Annotated in this window: 21 protein-coding genes; 4 read left to right on the top strand and 17 right to left on the bottom strand. The window is 55.7% G+C overall.

Annotated elements, in window-relative coordinates; all coding sequences use genetic code 11:
• Nucleotides 1–23 precede the first annotated feature (23 nt).
• Together elaB and ACZ6J2_RS06620 are read right to left on the bottom strand one after the other, a co-directional pair.
• Complete coding sequence (gene elaB, locus ACZ6J2_RS06625) at nucleotides 24–329, bottom strand: stress response protein ElaB (RefSeq protein WP_471725223.1); 306 nt, start codon at nucleotides 327–329, stop codon at nucleotides 24–26.
• A gap of 53 nt (nucleotides 330–382) precedes the next feature.
• On the bottom strand, nucleotides 383–844 hold the full coding sequence (locus ACZ6J2_RS06620) for a GNAT family N-acetyltransferase (RefSeq protein WP_471725222.1): 462 nt from the start codon (nucleotides 842–844) through the stop codon (nucleotides 383–385).
• Nucleotides 845–915: 71 nt separating this feature from the next.
• On the opposite strand from ACZ6J2_RS06620, the gene rbn reads away from it, so the two are divergent.
• Both rbn and ACZ6J2_RS06610 read left to right on the top strand, forming a co-directional pair.
• Nucleotides 916–1,833 (top strand): ribonuclease BN, encoded by a 918-nt coding sequence (gene rbn / locus ACZ6J2_RS06615; RefSeq protein WP_045888613.1) that lies wholly within the window; start codon nucleotides 916–918, stop codon nucleotides 1,831–1,833.
• A gap of 64 nt (nucleotides 1,834–1,897) precedes the next feature.
• Entirely contained in the window at nucleotides 1,898–2,902 is a 1,005-nt protein-coding gene (locus ACZ6J2_RS06610) for a chemotaxis protein (protein ID WP_471725221.1), read from the top strand.
• A gap of 92 nt (nucleotides 2,903–2,994) precedes the next feature.
• Here ACZ6J2_RS06610 and nuoN read toward each other — a convergent pair whose 3' ends face one another.
• The 14 genes from nuoN to lrhA form a co-directional block, all read right to left on the bottom strand.
• On the bottom strand, nucleotides 2,995–4,452 hold the full coding sequence (gene nuoN / locus ACZ6J2_RS06605) for an NADH-quinone oxidoreductase subunit NuoN (protein ID WP_471725220.1): 1,458 nt from the start codon (nucleotides 4,450–4,452) through the stop codon (nucleotides 2,995–2,997).
• Nucleotides 4,453–4,458: 6 nt separating this feature from the next.
• Nucleotides 4,459–5,988 carry an NADH-quinone oxidoreductase subunit M gene (nuoM, locus tag ACZ6J2_RS06600; RefSeq protein ID WP_023312532.1) on the bottom strand — a complete coding sequence of 510 codons (1,530 nt, stop codon included), beginning with the start codon at nucleotides 5,986–5,988 and terminating at the stop codon, nucleotides 4,459–4,461.
• 76 nt (nucleotides 5,989–6,064) lie between these two features.
• The gene (gene nuoL, locus ACZ6J2_RS06595) at nucleotides 6,065–7,906 is read right to left on the bottom strand and encodes an NADH-quinone oxidoreductase subunit L (RefSeq protein WP_014884634.1); all 1,842 of its coding nucleotides are present in this window, start codon (nucleotides 7,904–7,906) and stop codon (nucleotides 6,065–6,067) included.
• Entirely contained in the window at nucleotides 7,903–8,205 is a 303-nt protein-coding gene (nuoK, locus tag ACZ6J2_RS06590) for an NADH-quinone oxidoreductase subunit NuoK (RefSeq protein WP_003861496.1), read from the bottom strand. Before nuoK ends, nuoL begins: the two co-directional genes overlap by 4 nt.
• The gene (gene nuoJ / locus ACZ6J2_RS06585; RefSeq protein ID WP_023312534.1) at nucleotides 8,202–8,756 is read right to left on the bottom strand and encodes an NADH-quinone oxidoreductase subunit J; all 555 of its coding nucleotides are present in this window, start codon (nucleotides 8,754–8,756) and stop codon (nucleotides 8,202–8,204) included. Before nuoJ ends, nuoK begins: the two co-directional genes overlap by 4 nt.
• 10 nt (nucleotides 8,757–8,766) lie before the next feature.
• Nucleotides 8,767–9,309: an NADH-quinone oxidoreductase subunit NuoI gene (gene nuoI / locus ACZ6J2_RS06580; protein WP_003861491.1), complete on the bottom strand. Its 543-nt coding sequence runs from the start codon at nucleotides 9,307–9,309 to the stop codon at nucleotides 8,767–8,769.
• Nucleotides 9,310–9,322: 13 nt separating this feature from the next.
• On the bottom strand, nucleotides 9,323–10,300 hold the full coding sequence (nuoH, locus tag ACZ6J2_RS06575) for an NADH-quinone oxidoreductase subunit NuoH (protein WP_008500211.1): 978 nt from the start codon (nucleotides 10,298–10,300) through the stop codon (nucleotides 9,323–9,325).
• Nucleotides 10,297–13,020 (bottom strand): NADH-quinone oxidoreductase subunit NuoG, encoded by a 2,724-nt coding sequence (gene nuoG / locus ACZ6J2_RS06570; RefSeq protein ID WP_471725219.1) that lies wholly within the window; start codon nucleotides 13,018–13,020, stop codon nucleotides 10,297–10,299. The genes nuoH and nuoG overlap by 4 nt, the downstream gene beginning before the upstream one ends.
• A 55-nt stretch (nucleotides 13,021–13,075) precedes the next feature.
• A complete protein-coding gene (nuoF, locus tag ACZ6J2_RS06565; RefSeq protein WP_023312536.1) occupies nucleotides 13,076–14,413 on the bottom strand; it encodes an NADH-quinone oxidoreductase subunit NuoF in 1,338 nt (445 codons plus the stop codon).
• Nucleotides 14,410–14,910, bottom strand: a complete 501-nt coding sequence (nuoE, locus tag ACZ6J2_RS06560) for an NADH-quinone oxidoreductase subunit NuoE (RefSeq protein WP_006176513.1) — start codon at nucleotides 14,908–14,910, stop codon at nucleotides 14,410–14,412. Before nuoE ends, nuoF begins: the two co-directional genes overlap by 4 nt.
• A gap of 2 nt (nucleotides 14,911–14,912) precedes the next feature.
• Nucleotides 14,913–16,715 (bottom strand): NADH-quinone oxidoreductase subunit C/D, encoded by a 1,803-nt coding sequence (nuoC, locus tag ACZ6J2_RS06555; protein ID WP_023312537.1) that lies wholly within the window; start codon nucleotides 16,713–16,715, stop codon nucleotides 14,913–14,915.
• Nucleotides 16,716–16,804: 89 nt separating this feature from the next.
• Complete coding sequence (gene nuoB / locus ACZ6J2_RS06550) at nucleotides 16,805–17,479, bottom strand: NADH-quinone oxidoreductase subunit NuoB (protein WP_003861482.1); 675 nt, start codon at nucleotides 17,477–17,479, stop codon at nucleotides 16,805–16,807.
• Nucleotides 17,480–17,494: 15 nt separating this feature from the next.
• The gene (gene nuoA, locus ACZ6J2_RS06545) at nucleotides 17,495–17,935 is read right to left on the bottom strand and encodes an NADH-quinone oxidoreductase subunit NuoA (protein ID WP_014171000.1); all 441 of its coding nucleotides are present in this window, start codon (nucleotides 17,933–17,935) and stop codon (nucleotides 17,495–17,497) included.
• Nucleotides 17,936–18,565: 630 nt separating this feature from the next.
• A complete protein-coding gene (gene lrhA, locus ACZ6J2_RS06540) occupies nucleotides 18,566–19,504 on the bottom strand; it encodes a transcriptional regulator LrhA (RefSeq protein ID WP_029741933.1) in 939 nt (312 codons plus the stop codon).
• A gap of 937 nt (nucleotides 19,505–20,441) precedes the next feature.
• Between lrhA and alaA the strand changes: the two genes are divergently transcribed.
• Nucleotides 20,442–21,656 carry an alanine transaminase AlaA gene (gene alaA / locus ACZ6J2_RS06535; RefSeq protein WP_008500204.1) on the top strand — a complete coding sequence of 405 codons (1,215 nt, stop codon included), beginning with the start codon at nucleotides 20,442–20,444 and terminating at the stop codon, nucleotides 21,654–21,656.
• 94 nt (nucleotides 21,657–21,750) lie between these two features.
• The gene (gene yfbR / locus ACZ6J2_RS06530; RefSeq protein ID WP_023312539.1) at nucleotides 21,751–22,350 is read left to right on the top strand and encodes a 5'-deoxynucleotidase; all 600 of its coding nucleotides are present in this window, start codon (nucleotides 21,751–21,753) and stop codon (nucleotides 22,348–22,350) included.
• Between the two features lie 81 nt (nucleotides 22,351–22,431).
• On the opposite strand, the gene ACZ6J2_RS06525 is transcribed toward yfbR, so the two are convergent.
• On the bottom strand, nucleotides 22,432–24,264 hold the full coding sequence (locus tag ACZ6J2_RS06525) for an SLC13 family permease (protein WP_033146079.1): 1,833 nt from the start codon (nucleotides 24,262–24,264) through the stop codon (nucleotides 22,432–22,434).
• Nucleotides 24,265–24,277: the final 13 nt, after the last annotated feature.

Here is a 24,277-nt window from a genome sequence, read left to right as displayed (position 1 = left end):
CGTATAGGGAGTGGTTAAGCGGATTAACGACGGGCTAACAGCAGCCCCAGCACCAGCCCAACGGTAGCACCCACCCCAATACCCTGCCACGGTTTTTCATGCACGTAGTCATCGGCACGATACACCGCTTTTTTGGCACGGTAGTAGTAAGTATCTGACGCATGGCTGACGCGGTTTTTTACTTCATGCAGCGCCTGCTCGGCGCGGGCTTTTAGCTCAATATATTTCTGATCGGCAGGGTCGCCCGAGGAACGTAACACCTCTTCCAGCGTTTCGCTCAGCAAGGCCAGGTCGTCGTCGATACGGGTATCCCAGGATTGAAATGACATATTTTTCTCCATGTTAGTACACCAGTCCGCTAACTATAGCCAACGAGATGCCATTACGCCTGTTTCGTTTCCCGCGCCATGCCGACGTGCGGAATGCCATCTTCATCGTATACCTCCGTCACTGGCGCAAAGCCAAAGTGCCCGTAAAAGGATTGAAGGTGCGCCTGCGCGCCCAGGTATAACGCCTTGTCCGGCCACTGTTTCCGGCACGCCTCCAGCGTTTTTTCCATCAGCTGATAGCGCAGTTTTTCACCGCGCGCCTTGCCGCTGATGATGACGCGGCCAATGACGACAGGCTCAAAATCGTCTTCGCTTTTCAGAATCCTCGCATACGCCACCAGCTCGTTATCCCGCCAGCCGAGGATATGGCGGTTCTCACCGACTAGGTCATCCCCATCGATGTCCTGATACGGGCAGGTCTGTTCCACAACAAACACTTCGCAGCGCAGCTTCAGCAGGGCATAAAGTGAATGAACGGTGAGTTCGCTATGATGTAAATCTTGCCACTGGATCATGTCAGTCTCCTTCCTGGGGTTCATCACGTTATACTAAACCCCTCCCCGTTCGGCAAAGGGCTGATTGCGTTATGGAACTGATTTTTCTGGGTACGTCCGCTGGCGTGCCAACCCGCTCACGGAACGTGACGGCGATCCTGCTGGATCTTAAGCATCCCACCCGCGGCGGGCTGTGGCTGTTTGACTGCGGTGAAGGGACGCAGCATCAGCTGTTACACACCGCTTACCACCCCGGCAAGCTGGATAAAATATTTATTACCCATCTGCATGGCGACCACCTGTTTGGCCTTCCCGGCCTGCTGTGCAGCCGCTCGATGGCCGGTAACGCCAACCCGCTGACGATTTACGGGCCAGCGGGTATTCGTGAATTTGTCGAAACTACGCTGCGCCTGAGCGGGTCATGGACAGATTATCCGCTGGAGGTCATTGAGATTGCCGAAGGCCTGGTTTTTGATGACGGGGATTATCGGGTTACCGCTCAACCGCTCAATCATCCTGTCGAGTGCTATGGCTACCGTATTGATGCGCATGATAAACCCGGCGCGCTGGATGCCGCCGCGCTGATGGCCGACGGCGTAAAACCCGGGCCGCTGTTCCAGCGTCTGAAGCACGGAGAGACCGTCACGCTGGAGGACGGACGCGTCATTAACGGCCAGGATTATCTCGCCGCACCGCAGCCCGGCAAAAAACTGGCGATTTTTGGCGATACGGCCCCGTGCCCGGCGGCGCTCACGCTGGCCCAGGGCGTGGACGTCATGGTGCATGAAGCGACGCTTGAAACGGCGATGGAAGAGAAAGCCAACAGCCGGGGCCATAGCTCCACGCGTCAGGCGGCACAGCTTGCCCGTGACGCGGGCGTCGGGAGGCTCATCGTCACCCACGTCAGCTCGCGCTACGACGCGCGGGGCTGCGAAAAGCTGCTGGCAGAGTGCCGCGCGCTGTTCCCGGAATGTGAGCTGGCCGAAGATTTCGCTCAGGTTAGCGTTTAGTCCTTCATTTTTCCCTCAGGATGCCGATAACGATTAAAAGGTCAGCATTTCTCTCGAGGGTAGAATGGATAATTTCCAGAAAGATATTGATGACAGGGCGAATCTGACCCTGTCGAACCGTTTTGAACTGTTGCTGTTCCGTCTTGGCACCTCTCTGAACGAAAATAAATCCGAGCTGTTTGGCATTAACGTCTTTAAGCTGCGTGAAATTGTGCCGATGCCGGAGTTCACAAGACCCGCCGGGATGAAGTCACCGCTGATGGGAATGGTGAATATTCGCGATCAGGTGATCCCGGTGATTGACCTGGCCGCCGTGGCGGGCTGTAAGCCCACCACCGGGCTGAACATCCTGCTGATCACCGAGTATGCGCGCAGCGTGCAGGCGTTTGCCGTGGAATCGGTTGAGAACATCATGCGTCTGGACTGGAAGCAGGTGCATGCGGCGGAAACCGCCGTCAGCGGTCGCTACATCACCAGCATCGCGTGTCTTGACGAGAAGACCGATACCAACGATCTGGCGATGGTGCTGGACGTTGAGCAGATCCTGTATGACATCACCCCGGCCAATCACGATCTGCACGCCACGAACCTGAAGACCACCAAATTCCATATCAAACCGGGCGCTGTCGCCATCGTCGCGGAAGACTCCAAAGTGGCGCGCTCGATGCTGGAGAAAGGTCTGCAGGCCATGGAGATCCCGGCACAGCTGCATATCACCGGCAAAGACGCGTGGGAGAAAATTGGCGTGCTGGCGGCACAGGCGCAGGCTGAAGGGGTTCCCATCACCGATAAGATCGCTCTGGTGCTGACCGACCTCGAAATGCCGGAGATGGACGGTTTTACGCTGACGCGCAAAATCAAAACCGACCCGATATTGAAGGACATTCCGGTGGTGATCCACTCTTCCCTTTCCGGCAACGCCAACGAAGACCATATTCGCAAGGTGAAGGCGGACGGGTACGTCGCGAAATTTGAGCTGAACGAGCTGTCGTCGGTGATTGAGGAAGTGCTGGATCGCTCGATGAAGAAGATTGACGGGCCGTTGATTAGCCGGAAGCAGCTGGCTTAAGTCCGGTGCGGGCTGGTGCCCTCACCCTGGCCCTCTCCCTCAGGGAGAGGGCTCAAACCATAAAAAAACCCGCCGAGGCGGGTTTTTTGTTTTTACATCAGCGGCATCGCTCGCTGCACGATATCAATCAGCGGCTGCGGATAGATACCGAAGATCAGCACCAGCAGTGCGGAGATAAGCACGACGATACCACCGGCGCTGTACTGCCAGTTGGTTGGGGCATCACGGTTGAGCTGCTGAGGCGCGCTCAGGTACAGGCTCACGGCAACACGCAGGTAGTAGTAGAGACCAATCGCGGAGCCGATAACCACGCCCGCGGTCAGCCACCACAGGTGCGCCTGCACACCGACGGCCAGCACGTAGAACTTACCGATGAAGCCAAGCGTCATCGGAATACCTGCCAGAGAGAGCATCATCACGGTCATTACCGCGGACAGGATCGGACGGTGCCAGAACAGACCACGGTAGGAGAACAGTGAATCGGCATCCGGGCCACGGTACGGGCTGGACATCAGGCTCACCACGCCGAAGGCGCCGAGACTGCTGAACAGGTAACCGGCCAGATACACGCCCACGGTTTCCATCGACATCTCGCCGCTCTGCAGCGCAATCAGCGCCACCATCAGGTAGCCCAGATGAGAGATAGACGAGTAGCCCAGCAGACGCTTGATGTTGGTCTGGCTCAGCGCCATCAGGTTACCGAAGATGATGGAGACGAACGCGATAATGCCCAGCACCACGCGAACCGCTTCGCTGTCACCCACAGGCGCGTACAGGAACAGACGCATGACCACACCGAAGATAGCGATCTTGCTCGCCGTCGCCAGGAAGGTCGACACCGGAGCCGGAGCGCCCTGGTAGACGTCTGGCGTCCACAGGTGGAACGGAACCAGAGAGAGTTTGAAGCCGAGGCCAACGATCATCATGCCCAGACCTGCCAGCAGCAGCGGCTCATGCAGCATGCCGTCACCGAGGCTCTTGCCGAGCGCCATGAAGGAGAGGTTACCGGACTGTGCGTACAGCAGCGCAATACCAAACAGCAGGAATGAGGATGCCGCAGCAGAAAGAATGGTGTACTTGATGCTTGCTTCCAGGGAGCGCTTCTGACGGAAGGCGTAACCAATCAGGCCGAACAGCGGCAGAGAGATCAGCTCAATACCGAGGAACAGCGCGGCCAGGTGGTTCGCATTCGACAGCAGAATGCCGCCCAGCGCGGCAATCAGAACCAGCAGGTAAAACTCTTCTTTGTTGTCGTTGTAGCCTTCGAGCCACGGGTACGCAAAGGTACAGGTTGCCAGGCTCGCCAGCAGCACCAGACCGGTATACAGCATGGCGTAACCGTCAACGCGCATCAGCGGGGTGACGTCCATCGCCCCACCCTGGCCAACAAACCAGAGAGAGACTAACGCGGCGTTCAGGCCGATGACCGACAGCGTGGCATTCAGGAAGTGATTGCGTCGCCACGCAATGGAGAGCATCACAACCACCACCGTCAATCCGACGATCAGCAGCGGTAGCAGCGCGATCAGTTGTTGTGGAGTTATTGTCATGGCGAATTACGGCCTTGTAGTAGAAGCAGAATTAACAAACCACTGCTGGATGTTGCCCATCGCGCTATGCGAGGTATCCAGAATCGGCTGCGGGAAGAAGCCCAGCAGCACCAGCAGTACGACCAGCAGCAGGATGATGAACAGCTCACGCAGCGACATCCCCGGCAGTTCTTGTGCAGCAATTTCGCTCTTCGCTTTACCGAAGTAAGCGCGGTGCAGCATCGCCAGCGAGTACACGGAAGCGAACACCAGACCAAAGGTGGAGATCACGGTAATCACCGGAACCACTTTGAAGCTGCCGAACAGAATCATAAATTCGCCGACGAAGTTACCGGTACCCGGCATCCCCAGGGTAGCCACCGCGAAGAACATGGACAGCGCTGGCAGCCATTTAATTTTGCTCCACAGGCCCCCCATCATACGCATGTCGCGGGTATGCAGACGTTCGTACAGCTGACCGCACAGGATGAAGAGGCCGGCTGCGGACAGACCGTGCGCAATCATCTGGATCACCGCGCCCTGGTACGCCAGCTGGCTGCCGGTGTAGATAGCAATCAGCACGAAGCCCATGTGGGAAACGGAGGTGTAGGCAATCAGACGCTTGATGTCGTACTGCGTGAAGGCCATCCAGGCACCGTAGAAGATACCGATCACACCCAGCCACATGGCAATCGGTGCGAACTCTGCGGAGGCATTCGGGAACAGCGGCAGTGCGAAACGCAGCAGACCGTAGGCCGCCGTTTTCAGCAAGATGCCCGCCAGGTCAACGGAACCCGCCGTTGGTGCCTGAGAGTGCGCGTCTGGCAGCCAGCCGTGCAGCGGAACGACCGGCATTTTCACCGCGAACGCGATGAAGAAGCCCAGCATCAGCAGGTATTCAACGCCGTGGGACATAGGCGTCTTCAGCAGATCTTCGTAGTTGAAGGTCCAGGTTCCGGTCGCGTTGTGGTGAACAAACACCAGCGCCAGAATAGCAATCAACATCACCAGGCCACTCGCCTGGGTATAGATGAAGAACTTGGTTGCCGCCGTGATACGCGTTTTACCGTCGGATGCCTTGTGGCCCCACAGCGCGATCAGGAAGTACATCGGCACCAGCATCATCTCCCAGAAGAAGAAGAACAGGAACATGTCGATGGCAAGGAACACGCCGATCACGCCGCCCAGGATCCACATCAGGTTCAGGTGGAAGAAGCCCTGGTATTTTTCGATTTCTCGCCAGGAGCAAAGTACCGCCAGAACGCCGAGCAGACCGGTCAGCACCACCATCAGCAGCGACAGACCGTCAATCGCCAGGTGGATCGTAATGCCGAAACGCGGGATCCATGGCAGGATGAACTCAGACTGCCACTGCGGAATGCCCGCAGACTGGGTCAGTGAGTAACCACCCTGCAACCACAGTTGCAGGCCAAGCGCGAGCGTCAATCCCATGGTGATCAGCGCGATCCAGCGCGGCATCTTCACGCCAAAGCGTTCAGTCTGCCAGCACAGGAAGCCGCCGATGAAGGGAATTAATATTAGCCAGGGTAGTAACATGGCGATTTACATTCCTTTTTAAGGCCCCCAGCAGGGGCCTGATTTTCAACGAATTCGAATAAAATTCACTTAACGATCAACGCAACACCATCAGCAGCGCCAGCACGACAACCGCACCGATGCTCATGGACGCCACATACCAGCGCAGGTAACCGTTCTCGCTGTACAGCAGGCCTTTACCTGCAAAGCGGGAAAGGATTGCCGGGATATTCATCAGGCTGTTCAGTGGGTCGCGCTTCAGCAGCCACGCAATGCCCAGGAACGGCTTAACGAAGATCATGTCGTACAGCCAGTCGAAGCCCCACGCGTTGTACCACCAGGTGCCCAGCAGACGGCCCGGCGCACTGTTGGCAACGGCAGTGACCAGCGTGCGTTTACCCAGCCACAGCCATGCTGCAATCAGAATACCCGCGATAGCGACCACACCGGAGGTGATTTCAAGCGTCAGAACGCGACCGTGCTCAAGCTCGGTAGTGTCTGGCAGTACGCCCTGCAGCGGAGGCACAATCATCGCACCAACGAAGGTGGAGAGTACCAGCAGCACAATCAGCGGCAGGTGGTGGGTGATCCCCTTCCCTGCGTGAGCGTGAATTTGTTCTTTACCGTGGAATACGATGAAAATCATACGGAAGGTATACAGGGAGGTCATAAACGCACCGACCAGACCCGCAACCATCAGATTGATATGACCATTCGCCATGGCACCCGCAAGGATTTCGTCCTTACTGAAGAAGCCCGCGGTGATCAGCGGCAGTGCCGCCAGCGCCGCGCCGCCCACCAGGAAGCAGACATAAACCAGCGGGATGGACTTACGCAGTCCGCCCATCTTGAAGATGTTCTGCTCGTGATGGCAGGCCAGAATCACGGAACCGGATGAGAGGAACAGCAGCGCTTTAAAGAACGCGTGCGTCATCAGGTGGAAAATGGCCGCGTCCCACGCCTGAACGCCCAGCGCCAGGAACATGTAACCAATCTGGCTCATGGTGGAGTACGCGAGAACACGCTTGATGTCGGTCTGCACCAGCGCGGCAAAGCCTGCCAGCACCAGCGTGACCGCACCGACGATACCCACCAGATGTAGAATTTCCGGGGTCATCAGGAACAGGCCATGGGTACGCGCAATCAGGTAGACACCGGCGGTTACCATGGTCGCAGCGTGGATCAGCGCGGAGACAGGGGTTGGACCCGCCATCGCGTCGGCCAGCCAGGTCTGCAACGGCAGCTGCGCGGATTTACCCACGGCACCACCCAGCAGCATCAGCGTAGCCCACCACAGCATGTTGTTGCCTGCAGCGAAGTGCGCCGGCGCCAGTTCCACCATTTCGCGGAAGTTCAGCGTGCCCAGTTCGTTGTACAGAATGAACAGAGCGAAAGCGAGGAAGACGTCACCCACGCGGGTCACGACGAACGCTTTCATGGCCGCTGCGCCATTCTTCGGATCGGTGTAGTAGAAACCGATCAGCAGGTAAGAACACAGACCTACGCCTTCCCAGCCCAGATACATCAACAGCAGGTTATCGGCCAGCACCAGAACCACCATGCTGGCGATAAACAGGTTGGTGTAGGCGAAGAAGCGGGAGTAACCCTCTTCACCGCGCATATACCAGGAGGCGAACATGTGGATCAGGAAGCCAACGCCGGTGACCACGGAAAGCATGGTCAGCGAGAGGCCGTCCAGCACCAGGTTGAAGCCGATGTTGAAATCACCGACCGACATCCAGGTCCACAGCGGCACGCTGAAAGGCTGACGCCCGTTGTTAAAGAAGTCGATACCCGCATACGCCGTCACCAGCGCAGCCAGACCGATGGAGCCAATGCCCACGGTCGCAGACAGATTCTCAGACCAGCGGCCGCGAGAAAACGCCAGCAGCACGAAGCCAATCAGCGGAAAAATAATGGTTAAGGCAAGCATGTTCATCCACGCAACTCACTTACTGAATCGATGTTCAGGTTCTGGCGGCGACGATGGAGCTGCAGCAACAGCGCCAGGCCAATACTCGCTTCGGCAGCCGCGAGGCTGATGGCGAGAATGTACATCACCTGACCATCGGTCTGGCCCCAGTAGCTTCCGGCGACCACGAAGGCCAGCGCGGAGGCGTTAATCATGATTTCCAGACCGATCAGCATAAACAGCAGATTGCGGCGGATAACCAGACCGGTCAGACCCAGAACGAATAAAATCGCAGCGAGGATCAGTCCATGTGTTAAGGGGATCATGCGCGCTCCTCCGTTTTTCTTTTCGCGCGGTCGTCAGTGCGGTTGCTCAGCACCTCGCCAGCACGCTCTTCGCGGCCAACGTGGAAAGCAACAACCAGACCTGCCAGCAGCAGCATTGAGGCCAGTTCAACCGCCAGAACGTATGGGCCAAAGAGCGTGATACCGACCTCTTTAGCGCCAATCGGCGTGCCGTCGATGCCCTGATCGTTGACGCCCAGGATGGCGTAAACAATCACCGCCAGCATGATGGCCGACAAAATTGCCGGGCCAATCCACACCTGCGGTTTTAACCACTGACGTTCCTGCTCAATCTCAGAGCCGCCCAGGTTCAGCATCATCACCACGAACACGAACAGCACCATGATGGCCCCGGCGTAGACGATGATTTCCAGCGCACCGGCGAAATGGGCGCCCAGTGCGAAGAACACCCCGGAAATGGCCAGCAGCGAGATGATTAAGTACAGAAGCGCATGCACCGGATTGGTGTGCGTAATCACTCGCAGCGTAGCCAGGATGGCGATAAGGCCACAGATATAAAAAGCGAATTCCATTGCCCTCTCCTTACGGTAACAGGCTCTTGACGTCGATAGGCTTAGCTTCGTTCTCTGCTTCACCCTTATCTTTGCCGTCGATTGCCATACCCGCCATCCGGTAGAAGTTATATTCCGGGTATTTGCCCGGACCGGAAATCAGCAGATCCTCTTTCTCGTACACCAGGTCCTGACGCTTGTACTCACCCAGCTCAAAGTCCGGAGTCAGCTGAATCGCCGTGGTTGGGCACGCTTCTTCACACAGACCGCAGAAGATGCAGCGTGAGAAGTTGATGCGGAAGAACTCAGGGTACCAGCGGCCGTCTACCGTCTCTGCTTTCTGCAGAGAGATACAGCCGACCGGACACGCTACCGCACACAGGTTACAGGCAACGCAGCGCTCGGAACCGTCCGGGTCGCGCGTCAGCACGATACGGCCACGGTAGCGCGGCGGCAGATATACCGGCTCTTCCGGGTACATCCGGGTTTCGCGTTTGGCAAACGCGTGCAGGCCGATCATCCAGATACTGCGTACCTGGGTACCGAAGCCTACCAGTAATTCTTTTAAGGTCATGGTCTATAGCCCCTTATGGCTGCTGCCAGAGAATGACAGCCGCCGTTACCAACAAGTTGACGAGCGTCAGCGGCAGGCACACTTTCCAGCCGAAGGACATTACCTGGTCATAACGCGGACGCGGTAACGCTGCGCGAATCAAAATGAACATCATCATGAAGAACGCGGTTTTCAGCGCGAACCAGATGAAAGGCGGTAAGAACGGGCCATGCCAGCCACCGAAGAACAGCGTTACCATCAACGCGGAAATGGTGACGATACCGATGTACTCGCCCACGAAGAACAGACCGAATTTCATACCGGAATATTCGATGTGGTAACCGTCGGCCAGTTCCTGTTCGGCTTCTGGCTGGTCAAACGGGTGACGGTGACACACCGCCACGCCCGCGATGGCAAAGGTAATAAACCCAAAGAACTGCGGGATAACGTTCCAGATGTCGGCCTGGTTATTGACGATGTCGGTCATGTTGAATGAACCGGCCTGCGCCACCACGCCCATCAGGGAGAGCCCCAGGAACACTTCGTAGCTCAGCGTCTGCGCGGAAGCACGCATCGCACCCAGCAGCGAGTATTTGTTGTTACTGGACCAGCCTGCGAACAGCACAGCGTAAACCGCGAGGCCTGCCATCATCAGGAAGAACAGAATGCCGATGTTCAGGTCAGCGACCACCCAGGTCGGGCTGACCGGAACGATAGCAAACGCCAGCAGCAGCGAGGTGAAGGCGATCATCGGTGCCAGAGTAAAGATCACGCGGTCCGAGAAGCGCGGGATCCAGTCCTCTTTAAAGAACATCTTGATCATGTCAGCGACCAGCTGGAGTGAACCACCCCAGCCCACGCGGTTCGGTCCGTAACGGTTCTGGAACAGACCGAGCAGACGACGTTCACCAAAGCTCATGAACGCGCCGCAGGTGACCACCACCAGCAGGATAACAATCGCTTTCAGAATGCTCAGCAGGATGTCGATAAGATCCGGCGTTAACCAACTCATGCTTTTGCCTCCTGCAGATTATCAAGACGCGCACCCGCCAGAACCGGCGCGATGCCAGGCATACCCATCGGCAGACCCACCTGCCCTGCTGTCAGACCTTCGGAGATAATCAGCGGCAGGCTGATTGTCTGGCCGTCATAGCTAAAGGCAATGTTTGCGCCCGCGTTTACGCCAAGCTTCGCGGCATCCGCCGGGTTAAGCTTGATGTAAGGCTGCGGCATGCGGGTCTGGAAGACCGGTGAACGCTGGGACAGCTCGTCGCTACCGAACAGATGGTAGTACGGCGCGATACGCCAGTTACCTTCCTGCGCCTGGAAGCTCGCCGGTACGGTGGTGAAGAAGTCCAGACCGGTTTCGGAGGCTTCAATCAGACGCACGCCCGGATCGCCGTGACGCAGGGAGCCACCCACTTCAGCCTGGAACTTGTTCCATGCCTGCGGGGAGTTCCAGCCCGGCGCCCATGCGAATGGGATTTGCGAACGCGGCGCAGACGGCTGGTTGTTCCCTTCCATTGAGAAGGCGAACATGGTGTCTTTATCCTGCGGCTGGCGCGGTTCGTGCACGCTGATATTGGCACGCATCGCGGTACGGCCGCTGTAACGGTGCGGTTCACGCGCCAGTTTCTGGCCGCGAATGCGGAAGCTTGCTTCAGGTGCGGCATCTTTAATGCCTGCCAGCTGAGGCAGTTTTTCCACTACCGCGTCGATAACGTGGTCGAGCTGCGTCCAGTCCACTTCACGGCTCTGTACGGTGCTGTGCAGGGAGTGCAGCCAGCGCCAGCTTTCCAGCATCACGGTGTTGCTGTCGTAGTACGCCGGATCGTAAACCTGGAAGAAACGCTGTGCGCGACCTTCGTTGTTGATAACGGTACCGTCGCTTTCTGCGAAGCTTGCCGCAGAGAGCACCAGGTGCGCTTTGTCCATGATCGCGGTGCGCTGATGGTCAATGACCATCACCAGCGGCGCTTTGGAGAGCGCGGCGTCAACGCGAGCAGCAGAGGCGTGGCGATGCAGATCGTTTTCCAGCACCACAACGGCGTCAGCAGAGCCAGATTCCAGTTCGCTTAACGCTGCTTCCAGCGAGCCGCCGCCGATCATGCCCAGACCAATGCTGTTCACCGCACGGGCAATCATGGTCACGCCAACGTCAGCACCGCGGCCTTTCAGGGCTTTGGCAACGTTGGCTGCCGCCTGAATGATCTCCGCGCTACCGGCGTTGGTACCGGAAATAATCAGCGGTTTCTTCGCACCCGCCAGGGCCTGAACAATCACGTCGACCTTGTTTTGCAGGTCGCGATCCAGCTCAACGGCTGGGGAGTTGCTGTCCAGCGCGTGGGCAATGGCAAAGCCAAGACGCGCCTGATCTTCAACCGGCGCGCAGTAGGTCCACGCGGCGATATCGTCCAGACGGGTGCTGTCGACGTTGGTCACAAACAGAGGATGCTTCGCGCGCTGGCCGATGTTGAGGATCGCCGCAATCTGCCAGTCAGCCACTTTCTGCGCCGCTGCCATTTCACGTGCTTTACCCTTCACCGCCTGACGAACCGCCAGAGCCGCACGTGCGCCCGTCTGCGTCAGGTCTTCACCCAGCACCAGGACCGCATCATAAGATTCGATTTCGCGCAGCGCAGGGGTATGAATACCGCCTTCACGCAGCACTTTCAGTACCAGCTGCAGACGTTCCTGCTCGCCCTGAGCGATACCGGTATAGAAGTTTTCCGCTCCAACCAGCTCGCGCAGCGCAAAGTTGCTTTCGATGCTGGCGCGCGGGGAGCCGATACCGATCACTTTCTTCGACTGGCGCAGAATATCTGCCGCGCCCTGCATCGCCTGCTCAGCGTTCAGGGTAATGAAGTCGTCGCCACGGCGCTGAACCGGCTGACGCGGACGGTCTTTCAGGTTCACATAGCCATAGCCGAAACGACCGCGGTCGCACAGGAAGTAGTGGTTAACGGTGCCGTTGTAACGGTTTTCGATACGGCGCAGCTCGCCGTAACGCTCACCCGGGCTGGTGTTACAGCCGAGGGAACACTGCTGGCAGATGCTAGGCGCAAACTGCATGTCCCATTTACGGTTGTAACGCTCGGAGTGGGTTTTATCCGTGAATACGCCGGTCGGGCAGATTTCTACCAGGTTACCGGAGAATTCGCTTTCCAGCGTACCGTCTTCCGGACGACCGAAGTAGACGTTGTCATGCGCGCCATACACGCCCAGATCCTGACCGTCTGCGTAATCTTTGTAGTAACGCACGCAGCGGTAGCAGGCGATGCAGCGGTTCATTTCGTGAGAGATGAACGGCCCCAGGTCCTGGTTACGGTGGGTACGCTTGGTAAAGCGATAGCGACGGAAGCTGTGGCCGGTCATCACGGTCATATCCTGAAGGTGGCAGTTACCGCCCTCTTCACAGACCGGACAGTCGTGCGGGTGGTTGGTCATCAACCATTCCACAACGCTTTCGCGGAACTGTTTAGCTTCTTCGTCATCAATCGAAATAAAAGTGCCTTCGGTGGCTGGCGTCATACAGGACATCACCAGGCGACCACGCGTGTCTTCCGCGTTTTGATATTGCTTCACCGCACACTGGCGGCAAGCACCGACGCTGCCCAGCGCCGGATGCCAGCAAAAGTACGGAATATCGAGGCCAAGAGACAGACAAGCTTCCAGCAGGTTGTCCGCCCCGTTGACTTCGTATTCTTTGCCGTCTACATGAATCGTAGCCATTAGCATGCTTCCAGTTGGCTCGGTCGAAACCGAGCGTTAATCAAAATTCTTGTCGTTACCAGCGCGCTTTAAGCAGGTTCGGCTGAATCCCATTGATGGCATGGGTATTGCTGAACGGCTGCTTGATGCCTGCTTCGAACTCGTCGCGGAAATATTTGATCGCGCTCTGCAGAGGTTCGACGGCACCCGGTGCGTGGGCACAGAAGGTTTTACCCGGACCTAAGAATCGACACAGTTGCTCAAGCGTCTCGATATCCCCAGGCTGGCCTTCGCCACGTTCGATTGCTCGCAGGATCTTCACGCTCCACGGCAGACCATCACGGCACGGTGTACACCAGCCGCAGGACTCGCGGGCGAAGAACTCTTCCAGGTTACGCACCAGCGAGACCATGCCGATCTCGTGGTCGACGGCCATCGCCAGCGCCGTACCCAGACGGCTGCCTGCTTTACCAATGCTTTCGAATTCCATTGGCAGGTCAAGATGGGCTTCGGTCAGGAAGTCTGTCCCTGCCCCACCCGGCTGCCAGGCCTTGAATTTCAGGCCATCGCGCATGCCGCCAGCGTAGTCTTCAAGAATTTCACGTGCGGTGGTACCGAACGGCAGTTCCCAGACGCCAGGATTTTTAACGCGACCAGAGAAGCCCATCAGCTTGGTACCGGCATCTTTGCTTGAGGAGATGCCCTGATACCACTCCACGCCGTTGGCGAGGATAGCCGGAACGTTACACAGGGTTTCAACGTTGTTTACGCAGGTCGGTTTACCCCATACGCCGGAACTTGCCGGGAACGGTGGCTTGGAACGCGGGTTCGCGCGGCGGCCTTCCAGGGAGTTAATCAGTGCGGTTTCTTCACCGCAGATATAACGCCCTGCACCGGTGTGCACGAACAGCTCAAAGTCAAACCCGGTGCCCAGGATGTTTTTACCCAGCAGGCCCGCTTCGGTGGCTTCGGCAATCGCGCGACGCAGGTTTTCCGCCGCTTCGATGTACTCACCGCGCAGGAAGATGTAGCCACGGTAGGCTTTCAGCGCGAACGCGGAGATCAGCATGCCTTCCACCAGCAGGTGCGGCAGCTGTTCCATCAGCAGGCGGTCTTTATAGGTACCCGGCTCCATTTCATCGGCGTTACACAGCAGGTAACGGATGTTCATGGATTCGTCTTTCGGCATCAGGCTCCACTTCAGACCGGTGGAGAAGCCCGCACCGCCGCGCCCTTTCAGGCCGGAGTCTTTCACCGCATTAACGATGTCGTCCGGTGCCATGCCGCCAAGGGCTTTACGCGCGCCGGCATAGCCGTTTTTGCTCTGGTATTCGTCGAGCCATACCGGCTGTTTGTCATCGCGCAGACGCCAAGTCAGCGGATGCGTCTCAGCAGTACGAATTACAGTTTTCATTTGTACTGCTCCAGCAGGTCAGGAATCGCTTCCGGCGTCAGATGGCTGTGAGTGTCCTCATCAATCATCATGGTCGGCCCCTTGTCGCAGTTACCCAGGCAGCAGGTTGGCAGCAGGGTAAAGCGTCCATCGAACGTGGTCTGGCCCGGCTTGATATTGAGTTTTTTCTCAATCGCAGCCTGAATGCCCTGATAACCGGTAATGTGGCAGACAACGCTGTCACAGTAGCGGATCACATGGCGGCCGACCGGCTGACGGAAGATCTGGCTGTAGAACGTGGCTACGCCCTCTACGTCACTTGCCGGAATACCCAGCACTTTCGCGATCTCATAGATCGCCCCATCCGGCACCCAACCACGCTGTTTCTGTACGATTTTCAGCGCTTCAATGGACGCCGCACGCGGGTCTTCGTAGTGGTGCATCTCGTGCTCAATGGCGGCACGTTCTGCTTCACTCAGCTCAAAAGCCTCGGTTTGTGGTTGTTGATTCTCGTGCATAATTAGCGGTCCACATCTGACATAACAAAATCGATACTACCCAGATACACAATCAGGTCGGAGACCAGACTGCCGCGGATGGCGGACGGGATCTGCTGCAGGTGCGCAAAGCTTGGCGTACGCACGCGGGTACGGTAGCTCATGGTGCTGCCGTCACTGGTCAGGTAGTAACTGTTGATACCCTTGGTCGCTTCAATCATCTGGAAGGATTCTTGCGCCGGCATGACCGGACCCCATGAAACCTGCAGGAAGTGGGTGATCAGGGTTTCGATATGTTGCAGCGTGCGCTCTTTCGGTGGCGGCGTCGTCAGCGGGTGATCCGCCTTGAACGGGCCTTCCGGCATGTTGTTGAGGCACTGCTCAAGGATGCGCAGACTCTGGCGCAATTCTTCCACTTTCAGCATCACGCGGGTGTAGCAGTCGGAAACACCGCCGCCCACCGGGACTTCAAAGTCGAAGTTCTCGTAGCCAGAGTAAGGGCGCGCTTTACGCACGTCGAAATCAATACCGGTCGCACGCAGACCTGCACCTGTCGTACCCCACTCCAGCGCTTCTTTCGCGCCGTAGGCAGCAACGCCCTGGGAACGGCCTTTCAGGATGGTGTTACGCAGCGCGGCTTTCTCGTATGACGCCAGACGTTTTGGCATCCAGTCGAGGAACTCACGCAGCAGACGGTCCCAACCGCGCGGCAGATCGTGTGCCACGCCGCCGATACGGAACCAGGCCGGGTGCATACGAAAACCGGTAATCGCTTCCACCAGATCGTAGATTTTCTGACGGTCGGTAAAGGCGAAGAAGACCGGGGTCATCGCGCCGACGTCCTGAATGAACGTGGAGATGTACAGCAGGTGGCTGTTGATACGGAACAGTTCTGAGAGCATAACGCGAATCACGTTAACGCGATCCGGCGTAACGATACCCGCCAGTTTCTCAACGGCCAGCACGTATGGCATTTCGTTGACGCAGCCGCCGAGGTACTCGATACGGTCGGTATACGGAATGTAGCTGTGCCAGGACTGACGCTCGCCCATCTTCTCAGCACCACGGTGGTGGTAGCCGATGTCCGGAACGCAGTCGACAATCTCTTCGCCATCAAGCTGAAGAATAATACGGAATGCACCGTGCGCAGACGGGTGGTTTGGACCGAGGTTGAGGAACATGAAGTCCTCGTTGTCGGTACCGCGCTTCATGCCCCAGTCTTCCGGTTTGAAGGTCAGCGCTTCCATTTCCAGGTCCTGTTTGGCTTTGGTCAGCTCAAACGGATCGAATTCGGTTGCACGCGCAGGGTAGTCTTTACGCAGCGGGTGGCCGGTCCAGGTCTGCGGCATCATGATGCGCGTCAGATGCGGGTGGCCGTCGAAGGTCATGCCGAACATTTCCCAGGTTTCACGCTCATACCAGTTCGCGTTCGGGAAAAGTTTGGTGATCGTCGGCAGATGCATGTCGTTTTCAGACAATGCCACCTTGAGCATGATATCCGTATTACGGTCTATTGAGATCAGGTGGTAGAAAACGGAAAAATCCGCAGCAGGGAGACCCTGGCGGTGGGTACGCAGACGTTCATCCATGCCGTGTAAGTCAAACAGCATGACGTACGGTTTTGGCAATTTCTTGAGGAAATCGACAACTTCCAGCAATTGCTCACGCTTCACCCAAACAACGGGTACCCCGGTGCGGGTAGCCTGAACAGTAAAGGCATCCGGCCCAAAACGGTTGCGCAGTTCGCCAATGACTGGGTCATCCAGATGATCCCGTGTCTGCCAGGCGGCTTCTTGCGCGGTTAAGTCGGTCATATTGTTCACCATTGCAAATGGTCCGTGGTGACTGTTGAGCCTGGCTTCGCGCTATTTGAGTAGTGATATGCGAAGGTGTTCTCCAGGCCTACAGGCGCAAATTAAATTTCGTCAGGCGTACGCAGATTGGTGACGGCAATACGTTCACCACGTTTACGCTCGCGCTCAGACTGCATGTTCGCGCGATACACACCCTGATCGCCAACAACCCACGACAGTGGGCGACGTTCTTTACCAATAGATTCCTGCAGCAGCATCAGCGCCTGCATGTAGGCTTCCGGACGTGGCGGACAACCCGGGATGTACACATCCACTGGGATAAATTTATCTACGCCCTGCACGACGGAATAAATGTCGTACATACCGCCAGAGTTTGCACATGCGCCCATGGAGATAACCCATTTTGGCTCCAGCATCTGGTCATACAGACGCTGAATAACAGGTGCCATCTTGGTAAAGCACGTACCGGCTACCACCATCAGGTCAGCCTGACGCGGGGAAGCACGGAGTACCTCGGCCCCAAAACGCGCAACGTCATGCACCGCAGTGAATGACGTCACCATTTCAACGTAGCAGCAAGAAAGGCCAAAGTTGTAAGGCCAGATGGAGTTCTTACGACCCCAGTTGACCATATCGTGCATGGCATGTTCGAGCTTGCCCATGTACACGCTTTTATTGACTTCTTGCTCCAGGGGGTCGGTTACGATCTCCTGTTTTTGCAGGGGGTAACGGTCATTCTCACCGTTAGGATCTATGCGGGTGAGCGTATAATCCATCTTATTGCCTCGCTGTTACTGCTGACGATTAGAGATACTGTTTTCCGGGTTGATGTGTTCACGACGTGAACGCGCAGGCGTCCAGTCAAGCGCGCCAATACGCACCAGATAAACCAGACCGGCCAGTAGCACTAAAATGAAAATTGCGGCCTCGACAAAGCCCACCCAACCACTTTCGCGGATGGACGTTGACCATGCGAAAAGGTAAAGCGCTTCCACGTCGAAGATGACGAAGAACATGGCTACCAGATAGAACTTGGCAGACAGGCGTAAGCGAGCGGAACCTACTGAATCAATACCTGATTCGAAAGGTGTGTTTTTGTGCCTTGCACGGGCGCGACCGCCCAGGAACCAGCCGCCGACTAACATCAGGCAGCACAGGCCAATGGCTACAATAAGAAAGATTGCGAATGCCCAGTGATGAGCGATGACTTCTGTGGATGTTGACATACTCATTGCTTACTCATCAAAAGTGATACCAACGACACTGCTCTTGCTGGCAGATGGGCATCACATCGATTCATGGGGAGGAACAAATAACCTTACACTAACTGTCAGAAATGAGACGTAGACAGCAAAATGATGGGGTTTTTTACTCCTTTCTATAACCTATTGTCAACTTTAACAAAGGTTTCTTCACATTAAATTACATCGAGCGATTCTCATTAACATTTGGTGCCCTTTAACCCTGGTGGGTGCATGACTTTCCGTCAAATGTATGTTGTTGAATCGTGTCCGTTTCGGAAGTAAAAAAATAACCCTCCTATTTTGACAGGATTTGCCAACGATTCCTCCCCCCAAATAGGAGTATTTTCTTGATCTGCGACACGCTTTTGTTAATTCAACATGGAAAACGGCAACATATTTCCTGTTTTTTTAACATGAGAGGGATATGGGCGAAGTCAGAACGAAAAACGGACAAATTTTAAGCAAATGCATTCAGCCCGTTGATAAATAAGATAGTATTCTGAAAAACCTTGCGCTATAAGCGGATATTATTGCGTAAAAAAAGCCACTGCATGTGAAAATCACACGAGTGGCTGTTTTTTACACTTACATTTTGTTACCAGAATAATGAGCTATCGATCACTCAAAATCCCCTTCGACGATCAGGGAGTCATCCCCCCCTTCGGAGGTAACGCGCTCGAACTGCCACGGGTTATGGTAGTTTTCCATCGCCTCGAACACCACTTTGGCCAACTCATTATGGCTGGACGAATTGTGGCAGAGCAGATACTCCGTATCCGGCAGCGCAGGAAGACCGTCGGATTTCCCCAGGACGCGCAGATCGGGGCTCATCATCTCTACCGGACGGGCCGTTACGCCCAGACCGGCCTTCACGGCGGCACGAACCGCTGGCAGCGTGGAAGCCACATACGCCAGACGCCACGGAATGTTGGCCTCATTCAGCGCCGTGAGCACCATATCGCGGAACGGGCTTGGGTCATCCAGCAAGACCAGCGGAACCGGCTCCCCTTTTTGCAGCACGTACTCGGCTGCGCAATACCAGTGTGTAGGTGATGTGCGCAGCGTCAGGCAATCAAACTGCCCGGGACGATGCGTCGTCACCACAAGGTCGACTTTATGCTCATTTAACATCTCAACCATAAAGGCATTACGTTTTACGCTAACGTCCAGCGCAAGCTTCGGATAAACCGAACTAATACGGTTGAGAAGAAACGGTAATATAGTATCCGCTGACTCATCAGATGCGCCTAACGTTAGCACCCCTTGAAGGTTGCTAAACATTAATGACATACATGCTTCATCATTAAAGCGAAGAATTTTCCTGGCATAACCCAGTAGCTGAATACCGTGTTCCGTTAAGAGCTTATTACGCCCGTGACGTGCAAAAAGCTCTTTACCAACCAGTTGCTCCAGCCGCTGCATTTGCTGGCTAACGGCGGACTGAGTTCGGCAAACGGCGGCAGCAGCTGCTGCAAAAGTGTTGAGATCGGCGACCGCAACAAACGTTCTCAGCAGATCGAGGTCGAGATTCATTATCGGACGATTTGCATTTATCATATCTATTCACTTTCAGGTTGCTCGTGCGGAGCTGCCCGGGTTGAAGCTGTGTGTAACAGTTAAGCAATTCCCTCTGAAGGTTTTCCCTCGCATCCCGGCCCGGCAGACTGCCTGACAGATAGTTATTGTGCTGCTTTATATCAACAGTCAGAAAGCACGTTTCATGACGTTATTTTTATTCTCTTAAACGTTCAGGATATTTAGATGTTCGCAGGTTTATGTAAATTACATTAAAGGTATAACACCTTTTCTGCCATCTTTATCGCAGCGCTGTCAACGTAGCAGGAGATGTGCGACACATTCCAGCCAGAGATAACTCCAACAATAACAATCAATTAATTCGAAAAGTCAGTGCCAGATATACAAAATTCTTGCATCTGTCCTCTGCTTTCCTGAAAGACATCTTAACCCAAATCCACTTTATTTATAAGTCTTATTGCAATATTGAGGATTAAAGAAGAATGTTAAGCTTCTAAACTAATTTTATTAAAATTAACTAAAGTTGCATTTTATAGGTTAATAATAAATAAATTTTAATTTAGATTAAGACCATTCATTAATGGCACTTAACATTAATTTCACATGAGTAACTTTTAGCCACATTATGCTTTTACAGGAACATGTATCAAGCATTCAGGTTTTACGAAAAGTCACTCAGGGTGATTGCTACCGTTGTCAGGTTCACCACTTATTTTCACCAGCACAATATAGAGAATTTGGACAAATGAATAGCACATTTAACCTGTTATCATGCTATGCGCACAACTTTAAGGCAGTGAAAAAGCTTACGAACAGCGAAAAAGATTTATCAAAATTTTGCTCCCGGCACAAAATCTTCTACTGCAAACCCTTCAAAACGAAGCGAGGGGGGAGTACATTATTCCGTGCTGACTTCCACGGCAGGGAGTGGCAATAATAGCGAAAAGGTTAAAGGTTCATGTCCCCTATCGAAAAATCCAGCAAGCTAGATAACGTCTGTTATGACATCCGCGGCCCGGTTCTGAAAGAGGCAAAACGCCTTGAAGAGGAAGGCAACAAGGTTCTGAAACTCAACATTGGTAACCCTGCGCCATTTGGTTTTGAAGCGCCGGATGAAATTCTGGTTGATGTGATCCGCAACCTTCCAACTGCACAAGGCTATTGCGATTCAAAAGGACTTTACTCCGCACGTAAAGCCATCATGCAGCACTACCAGGCACGCGGTATGCGTGATGTTACCGTTGAAGATATCTATATCGGCAACGGCGTTTCCGAACTGATCGTGCAGGCGATGCAGGCGCTGCTGAACAGCGGGGACGAAATGCTGGTTCCCGCGCCGGACTATCCGCTGTGGACGGCTGCCGTATCACTGTCGAGCGGGAAAGCCGTGCACTATCTTTGCGACGAGTCCTCCGACTGGTTCCCGGACCTCGATGATATTCGCGCAAAAATCACGCCCCGCACGCGCGGCATCGTGATCATTAACCCGAACAACCCAACGGGCGCGGTATACTCAAAAGAGCTGCTGATGGAGATCGTCGAGCTCGCCCGCCAGCACAACCTGATCATCTTTGCCGACGAAATCTACGACAAGATCCTGTACGACGCGGCACAGCACCACTCAATCGCTGCGCTGGCCCCGGATCTGCTGACCGTCACCTTTAACGGCCTGTCTAAAACCTACCGCGTGGCCGGTTTCCGCCAGGGCTGGATGGTATTGAACGGTCCGAAAAAGCACGCCAAAGGCTATATTGAAGGGCTGGAGATGCTGGCCTCCATGCGTTTATGTGCCAACGTTCCGGCGCAGCACGCGATCCAGACGGCGCTGGGTGGCTATCAGAGCATTAGCGAGTTCATTGTTCCCGGTGGGCGCCTGTACGAACAGCGCAACCGCGCGTGGGAGCTGATCAACGATATTCCGGGCGTCTCCTGCGTGAAGCCGAATGGCGCGCTCTATATGTTCCCGAAAATTGACGCGAAGCGTTTCAATATTCACGACGACCAGAAAATGGTGCTCGATTTCCTGCTGCAGGAAAAAGTGCTGCTGGTTCAGGGTACGGCGTTTAACTGGCCGTGGCCGGATCACGTGCGTATCGTGACGCTGCCGCGCGAAGATGATCTCGAAATGGCCATCAGCCGCTTCGGGCGCTTCCTCTCCGGATACCATCAGTAATCTTAAAATCAGGCTACTTCGGTAGCCTGATTTGCATCTTCCCTCCCCTCCCCGCACAATGAACGCCTGTCGCAGTGAAGACAAAAGGTAACCTATGAGTCAGAGTCATTTCTTCGCCCACCTCTCCCGCCTGAAACTCATCAACCGCTGGCCGCTGATGCGCAACGTGCGCACAGAGAACGTGTCAGAGCACAGTCTGCAGGTTGCCATGGTTGCCCATGCGCTGGCCGCCATTAAAAACCGCAAATTCAACGGCCAGGTCAATCCAGAGCGCATCGCCCTGCTGGCGATGTACCACGATGCGTCGGAAGTGCTGACCGGCGACCTGCCCACGCCGGTGAAATATTTCAACTCGCAAATTGCGCAGGAATATAAGGCCATCGAGAAAATTGCCCAGCAGAAGCTGATTGACATGGTGCCGGATGAGTTGCGCGACATTTTTGAGCCGCTCATCGATGAGCATCAGTACACGGAAGATGAAAAGTCGCTGGTCAAGCAGGCCGACGCGCTCTGCGCCTACCTGAAGTGTCTGGAAGAGCTGTCTGCGGGGAATAACGAATTTTTACTGGCGAAAACGCGTCTGGAAAAAACGCTGGAATCTCGCCGCAGCGAAGAGATGGACTATTTTATGCAAGTGTTTGTGCCGAGCTTCCATCTGTCGCTGGATGAGATTAGCCAGGATTCACCGTTATAATCTGTTTGCCCAGCGGCGCTGCGCTTGCAGGGCCTGCGGGTTACAGGCCGGGTAAGGCGCAGCCGCCGCCCGGCAAAATTATCAGAACGGGAACAGGACCGGTATCAATACCACGCACACCACCATCACCAGCACGGTGAACGGCACGCCCAGCTTCACGAAATCACTGAATTTGTAATTCCCGGGCCCCAGCACCAGCGTATTCACCGGTGAAGAGACCGGCGTCATAAATGCCGCGGAGGCCGCCATTGCGACCATCATCGCAAAGGGATACGGCGACACGCCCATGGATTTGGCCATCGCCAGCGCAATCGGCGCCATCAGTACCGCCGTCGCGGTATTGGAGATAAACAGACCAATGGTGGCGCACATGATAAACAGACAGACCAGCATCATGTACGGCCCATACCCGCCGCCAACGTCCATTAAGCCTTTAACGATCAGATCCACCCCGCCGGTTTTTTGCAGCGCCAGCGCGAAGGGCATCATCCCGACAATGAGGATAATGCTCGGCCAGTGAATAGCTTTATACGCACTTTCGGCGTCAATGCAGCGGAATTTCCCCATCAACAGGCAGGCGATGATTGCCGCGACCGGATTGGGGATTTCATCGGTCAGCATCAACGCCACCATCAGCACCAGACAAAAAATCGCGTGGGGCGCCTGGCTGTGAGCCGGGGAGGCGTCGCTCTCCTCGACAGGCATGTTGAGCACCACAAAATCGCGCCCTTTTTGCCCGAGCTGGCTTATCAGCTTCCAGTTACCGACAACCAGGAAGATATCGCCCAGCAGGATCGGCTCATCCACCACCGCCCCTTCCATCGCCACGCCATCGCGCTTCAGCCCCACGACATTCAGGCCATAGCGGGTTCGGAACCCCATTTCCCGCACGGTTTTACCCAGCAGTTCCGATTCCGGGATCAGCGATACTTCGGCCATGCCGACATCCAGCGCCTGATCGGAGAAATACTCCCCGCGCAGCACCATCGGTTCCAGCAGCTGTTCGCTGCAAAACTCGCGCAGATCCACGTCCGCGGTGGACATATCAATCAGCAGGACGTCCCGCGCGCGGAATTCCGACACCCCGTTGACGTTGACGATCACCCGGCGAAAACGACGCCAGCGCTCTACGCCGATCACGTTCGCGCCATAGCGCTCACGCAGCTTCAGGTCGTCAAGACGCTGTCCCACCATCGGCGAGCCGGGGCGAATAGCCAGACGGCGCGCGCGCCCGGTGAGACGGTACTCTTTAATCAGATCGCGGAAGGTGCGTCGCTTCCACCCTTCTTTATTTTTGTCCTGTTTTTCACCTTTCAGGGCAAACCGGGTCAGCAGCATGTAGACCACGCCCATCACCAGAATGACCAGCCCAAGCGGGGTGACGCTGAAAAAACTGAAGCCCTGGAATCCTTCCCGGATAAGCTCGCTGTTGACGACCAGGTTCGGCGGCGTTGCCACCAGCGTCATCATGCCGCTGATCAAACCGGCAAAACTCAGGGGCATCATCAGGCGCGACGGCGAGATCTGCATCCGCATGGAGACGCTCAGCACCACCGGGATAAAGATGGCGACCACGCCCGTTGAGCTCATAAACGCTCCCAGCCCGGCGACGGTCACCATCAGGTAGATCAGCATTTTGGTTTCGCTGCTGCCCGCCACCTTCACCAGCCACGACCCCATGATGGTCGCCACGCCGGTACGCACCAGCCCATCACCAATAATAAACAGGGCGGCAATCAGGATAACGTTGGGATCGCTAAACCCGGAAAACGCTTCCGGTAGCGTAAGCGTTCCGCTCAGCACAAACGCGACGATGACAAACAAGGCGACGGCGTCCATGCGCACCTTGCCCGTTGCAAAAAGAAGGATGGCGATTAAAAGCAGGCTCAGGACCCAAATCAGTTCACCGTTCACAACATGTCCTTGT

This window comes from Enterobacter sp. E14S (assembly GCF_055666685.1).
The sequence above is the reverse complement of the archived record's forward strand: the minus strand, read 5'-3'. Positions and strand labels throughout refer to the sequence as shown.

Excerpts from the sequence above, each read along its gene's own strand:
- elaB (WP_471725223.1), bottom strand. The coding sequence starts at position 329 with ATGTCATTTCAATCCTGGGATACCCGTATCGACGACGACCTGGCCTTG.
- ACZ6J2_RS06620 (WP_471725222.1), bottom strand. The coding sequence starts at position 844 with ATGATCCAGTGGCAAGATTTACATCATAGCGAACTCACCGTTCATTCA.
- rbn (WP_045888613.1), top strand. The coding sequence starts at position 916 with ATGGAACTGATTTTTCTGGGTACGTCCGCTGGCGTGCCAACCCGCTCA.
- ACZ6J2_RS06610 (WP_471725221.1), top strand. The coding sequence starts at position 1,898 with ATGGATAATTTCCAGAAAGATATTGATGACAGGGCGAATCTGACCCTG.
- nuoN (WP_471725220.1), bottom strand. The coding sequence starts at position 4,452 with ATGACAATAACTCCACAACAACTGATCGCGCTGCTACCGCTGCTGATC.
- nuoM (WP_023312532.1), bottom strand. The coding sequence starts at position 5,988 with ATGTTACTACCCTGGCTAATATTAATTCCCTTCATCGGCGGCTTCCTG.
- nuoL (WP_014884634.1), bottom strand. The coding sequence starts at position 7,906 with ATGAACATGCTTGCCTTAACCATTATTTTTCCGCTGATTGGCTTCGTG.
- nuoK (WP_003861496.1), bottom strand. The coding sequence starts at position 8,205 with ATGATCCCCTTAACACATGGACTGATCCTCGCTGCGATTTTATTCGTT.
- nuoJ (WP_023312534.1), bottom strand. The coding sequence starts at position 8,756 with ATGGAATTCGCTTTTTATATCTGTGGCCTTATCGCCATCCTGGCTACG.
- nuoI (WP_003861491.1), bottom strand. The coding sequence starts at position 9,309 with ATGACCTTAAAAGAATTACTGGTAGGCTTCGGTACCCAGGTACGCAGT.
- nuoH (WP_008500211.1), bottom strand. The coding sequence starts at position 10,300 with ATGAGTTGGTTAACGCCGGATCTTATCGACATCCTGCTGAGCATTCTG.
- nuoG (WP_471725219.1), bottom strand. The coding sequence starts at position 13,020 with ATGGCTACGATTCATGTAGACGGCAAAGAATACGAAGTCAACGGGGCG.
- nuoF (WP_023312536.1), bottom strand. The coding sequence starts at position 14,413 with ATGAAAACTGTAATTCGTACTGCTGAGACGCATCCGCTGACTTGGCGT.
- nuoE (WP_006176513.1), bottom strand. The coding sequence starts at position 14,910 with ATGCACGAGAATCAACAACCACAAACCGAGGCTTTTGAGCTGAGTGAA.
- nuoC (WP_023312537.1), bottom strand. The coding sequence starts at position 16,715 with ATGGTGAACAATATGACCGACTTAACCGCGCAAGAAGCCGCCTGGCAG.
- nuoB (WP_003861482.1), bottom strand. The coding sequence starts at position 17,479 with ATGGATTATACGCTCACCCGCATAGATCCTAACGGTGAGAATGACCGT.
- nuoA (WP_014171000.1), bottom strand. The coding sequence starts at position 17,935 with ATGAGTATGTCAACATCCACAGAAGTCATCGCTCATCACTGGGCATTC.
- lrhA (WP_029741933.1), bottom strand. The coding sequence starts at position 19,504 with ATGATAAATGCAAATCGTCCGATAATGAATCTCGACCTCGATCTGCTG.
- alaA (WP_008500204.1), top strand. The coding sequence starts at position 20,442 with ATGTCCCCTATCGAAAAATCCAGCAAGCTAGATAACGTCTGTTATGAC.
- yfbR (WP_023312539.1), top strand. The coding sequence starts at position 21,751 with ATGAGTCAGAGTCATTTCTTCGCCCACCTCTCCCGCCTGAAACTCATC.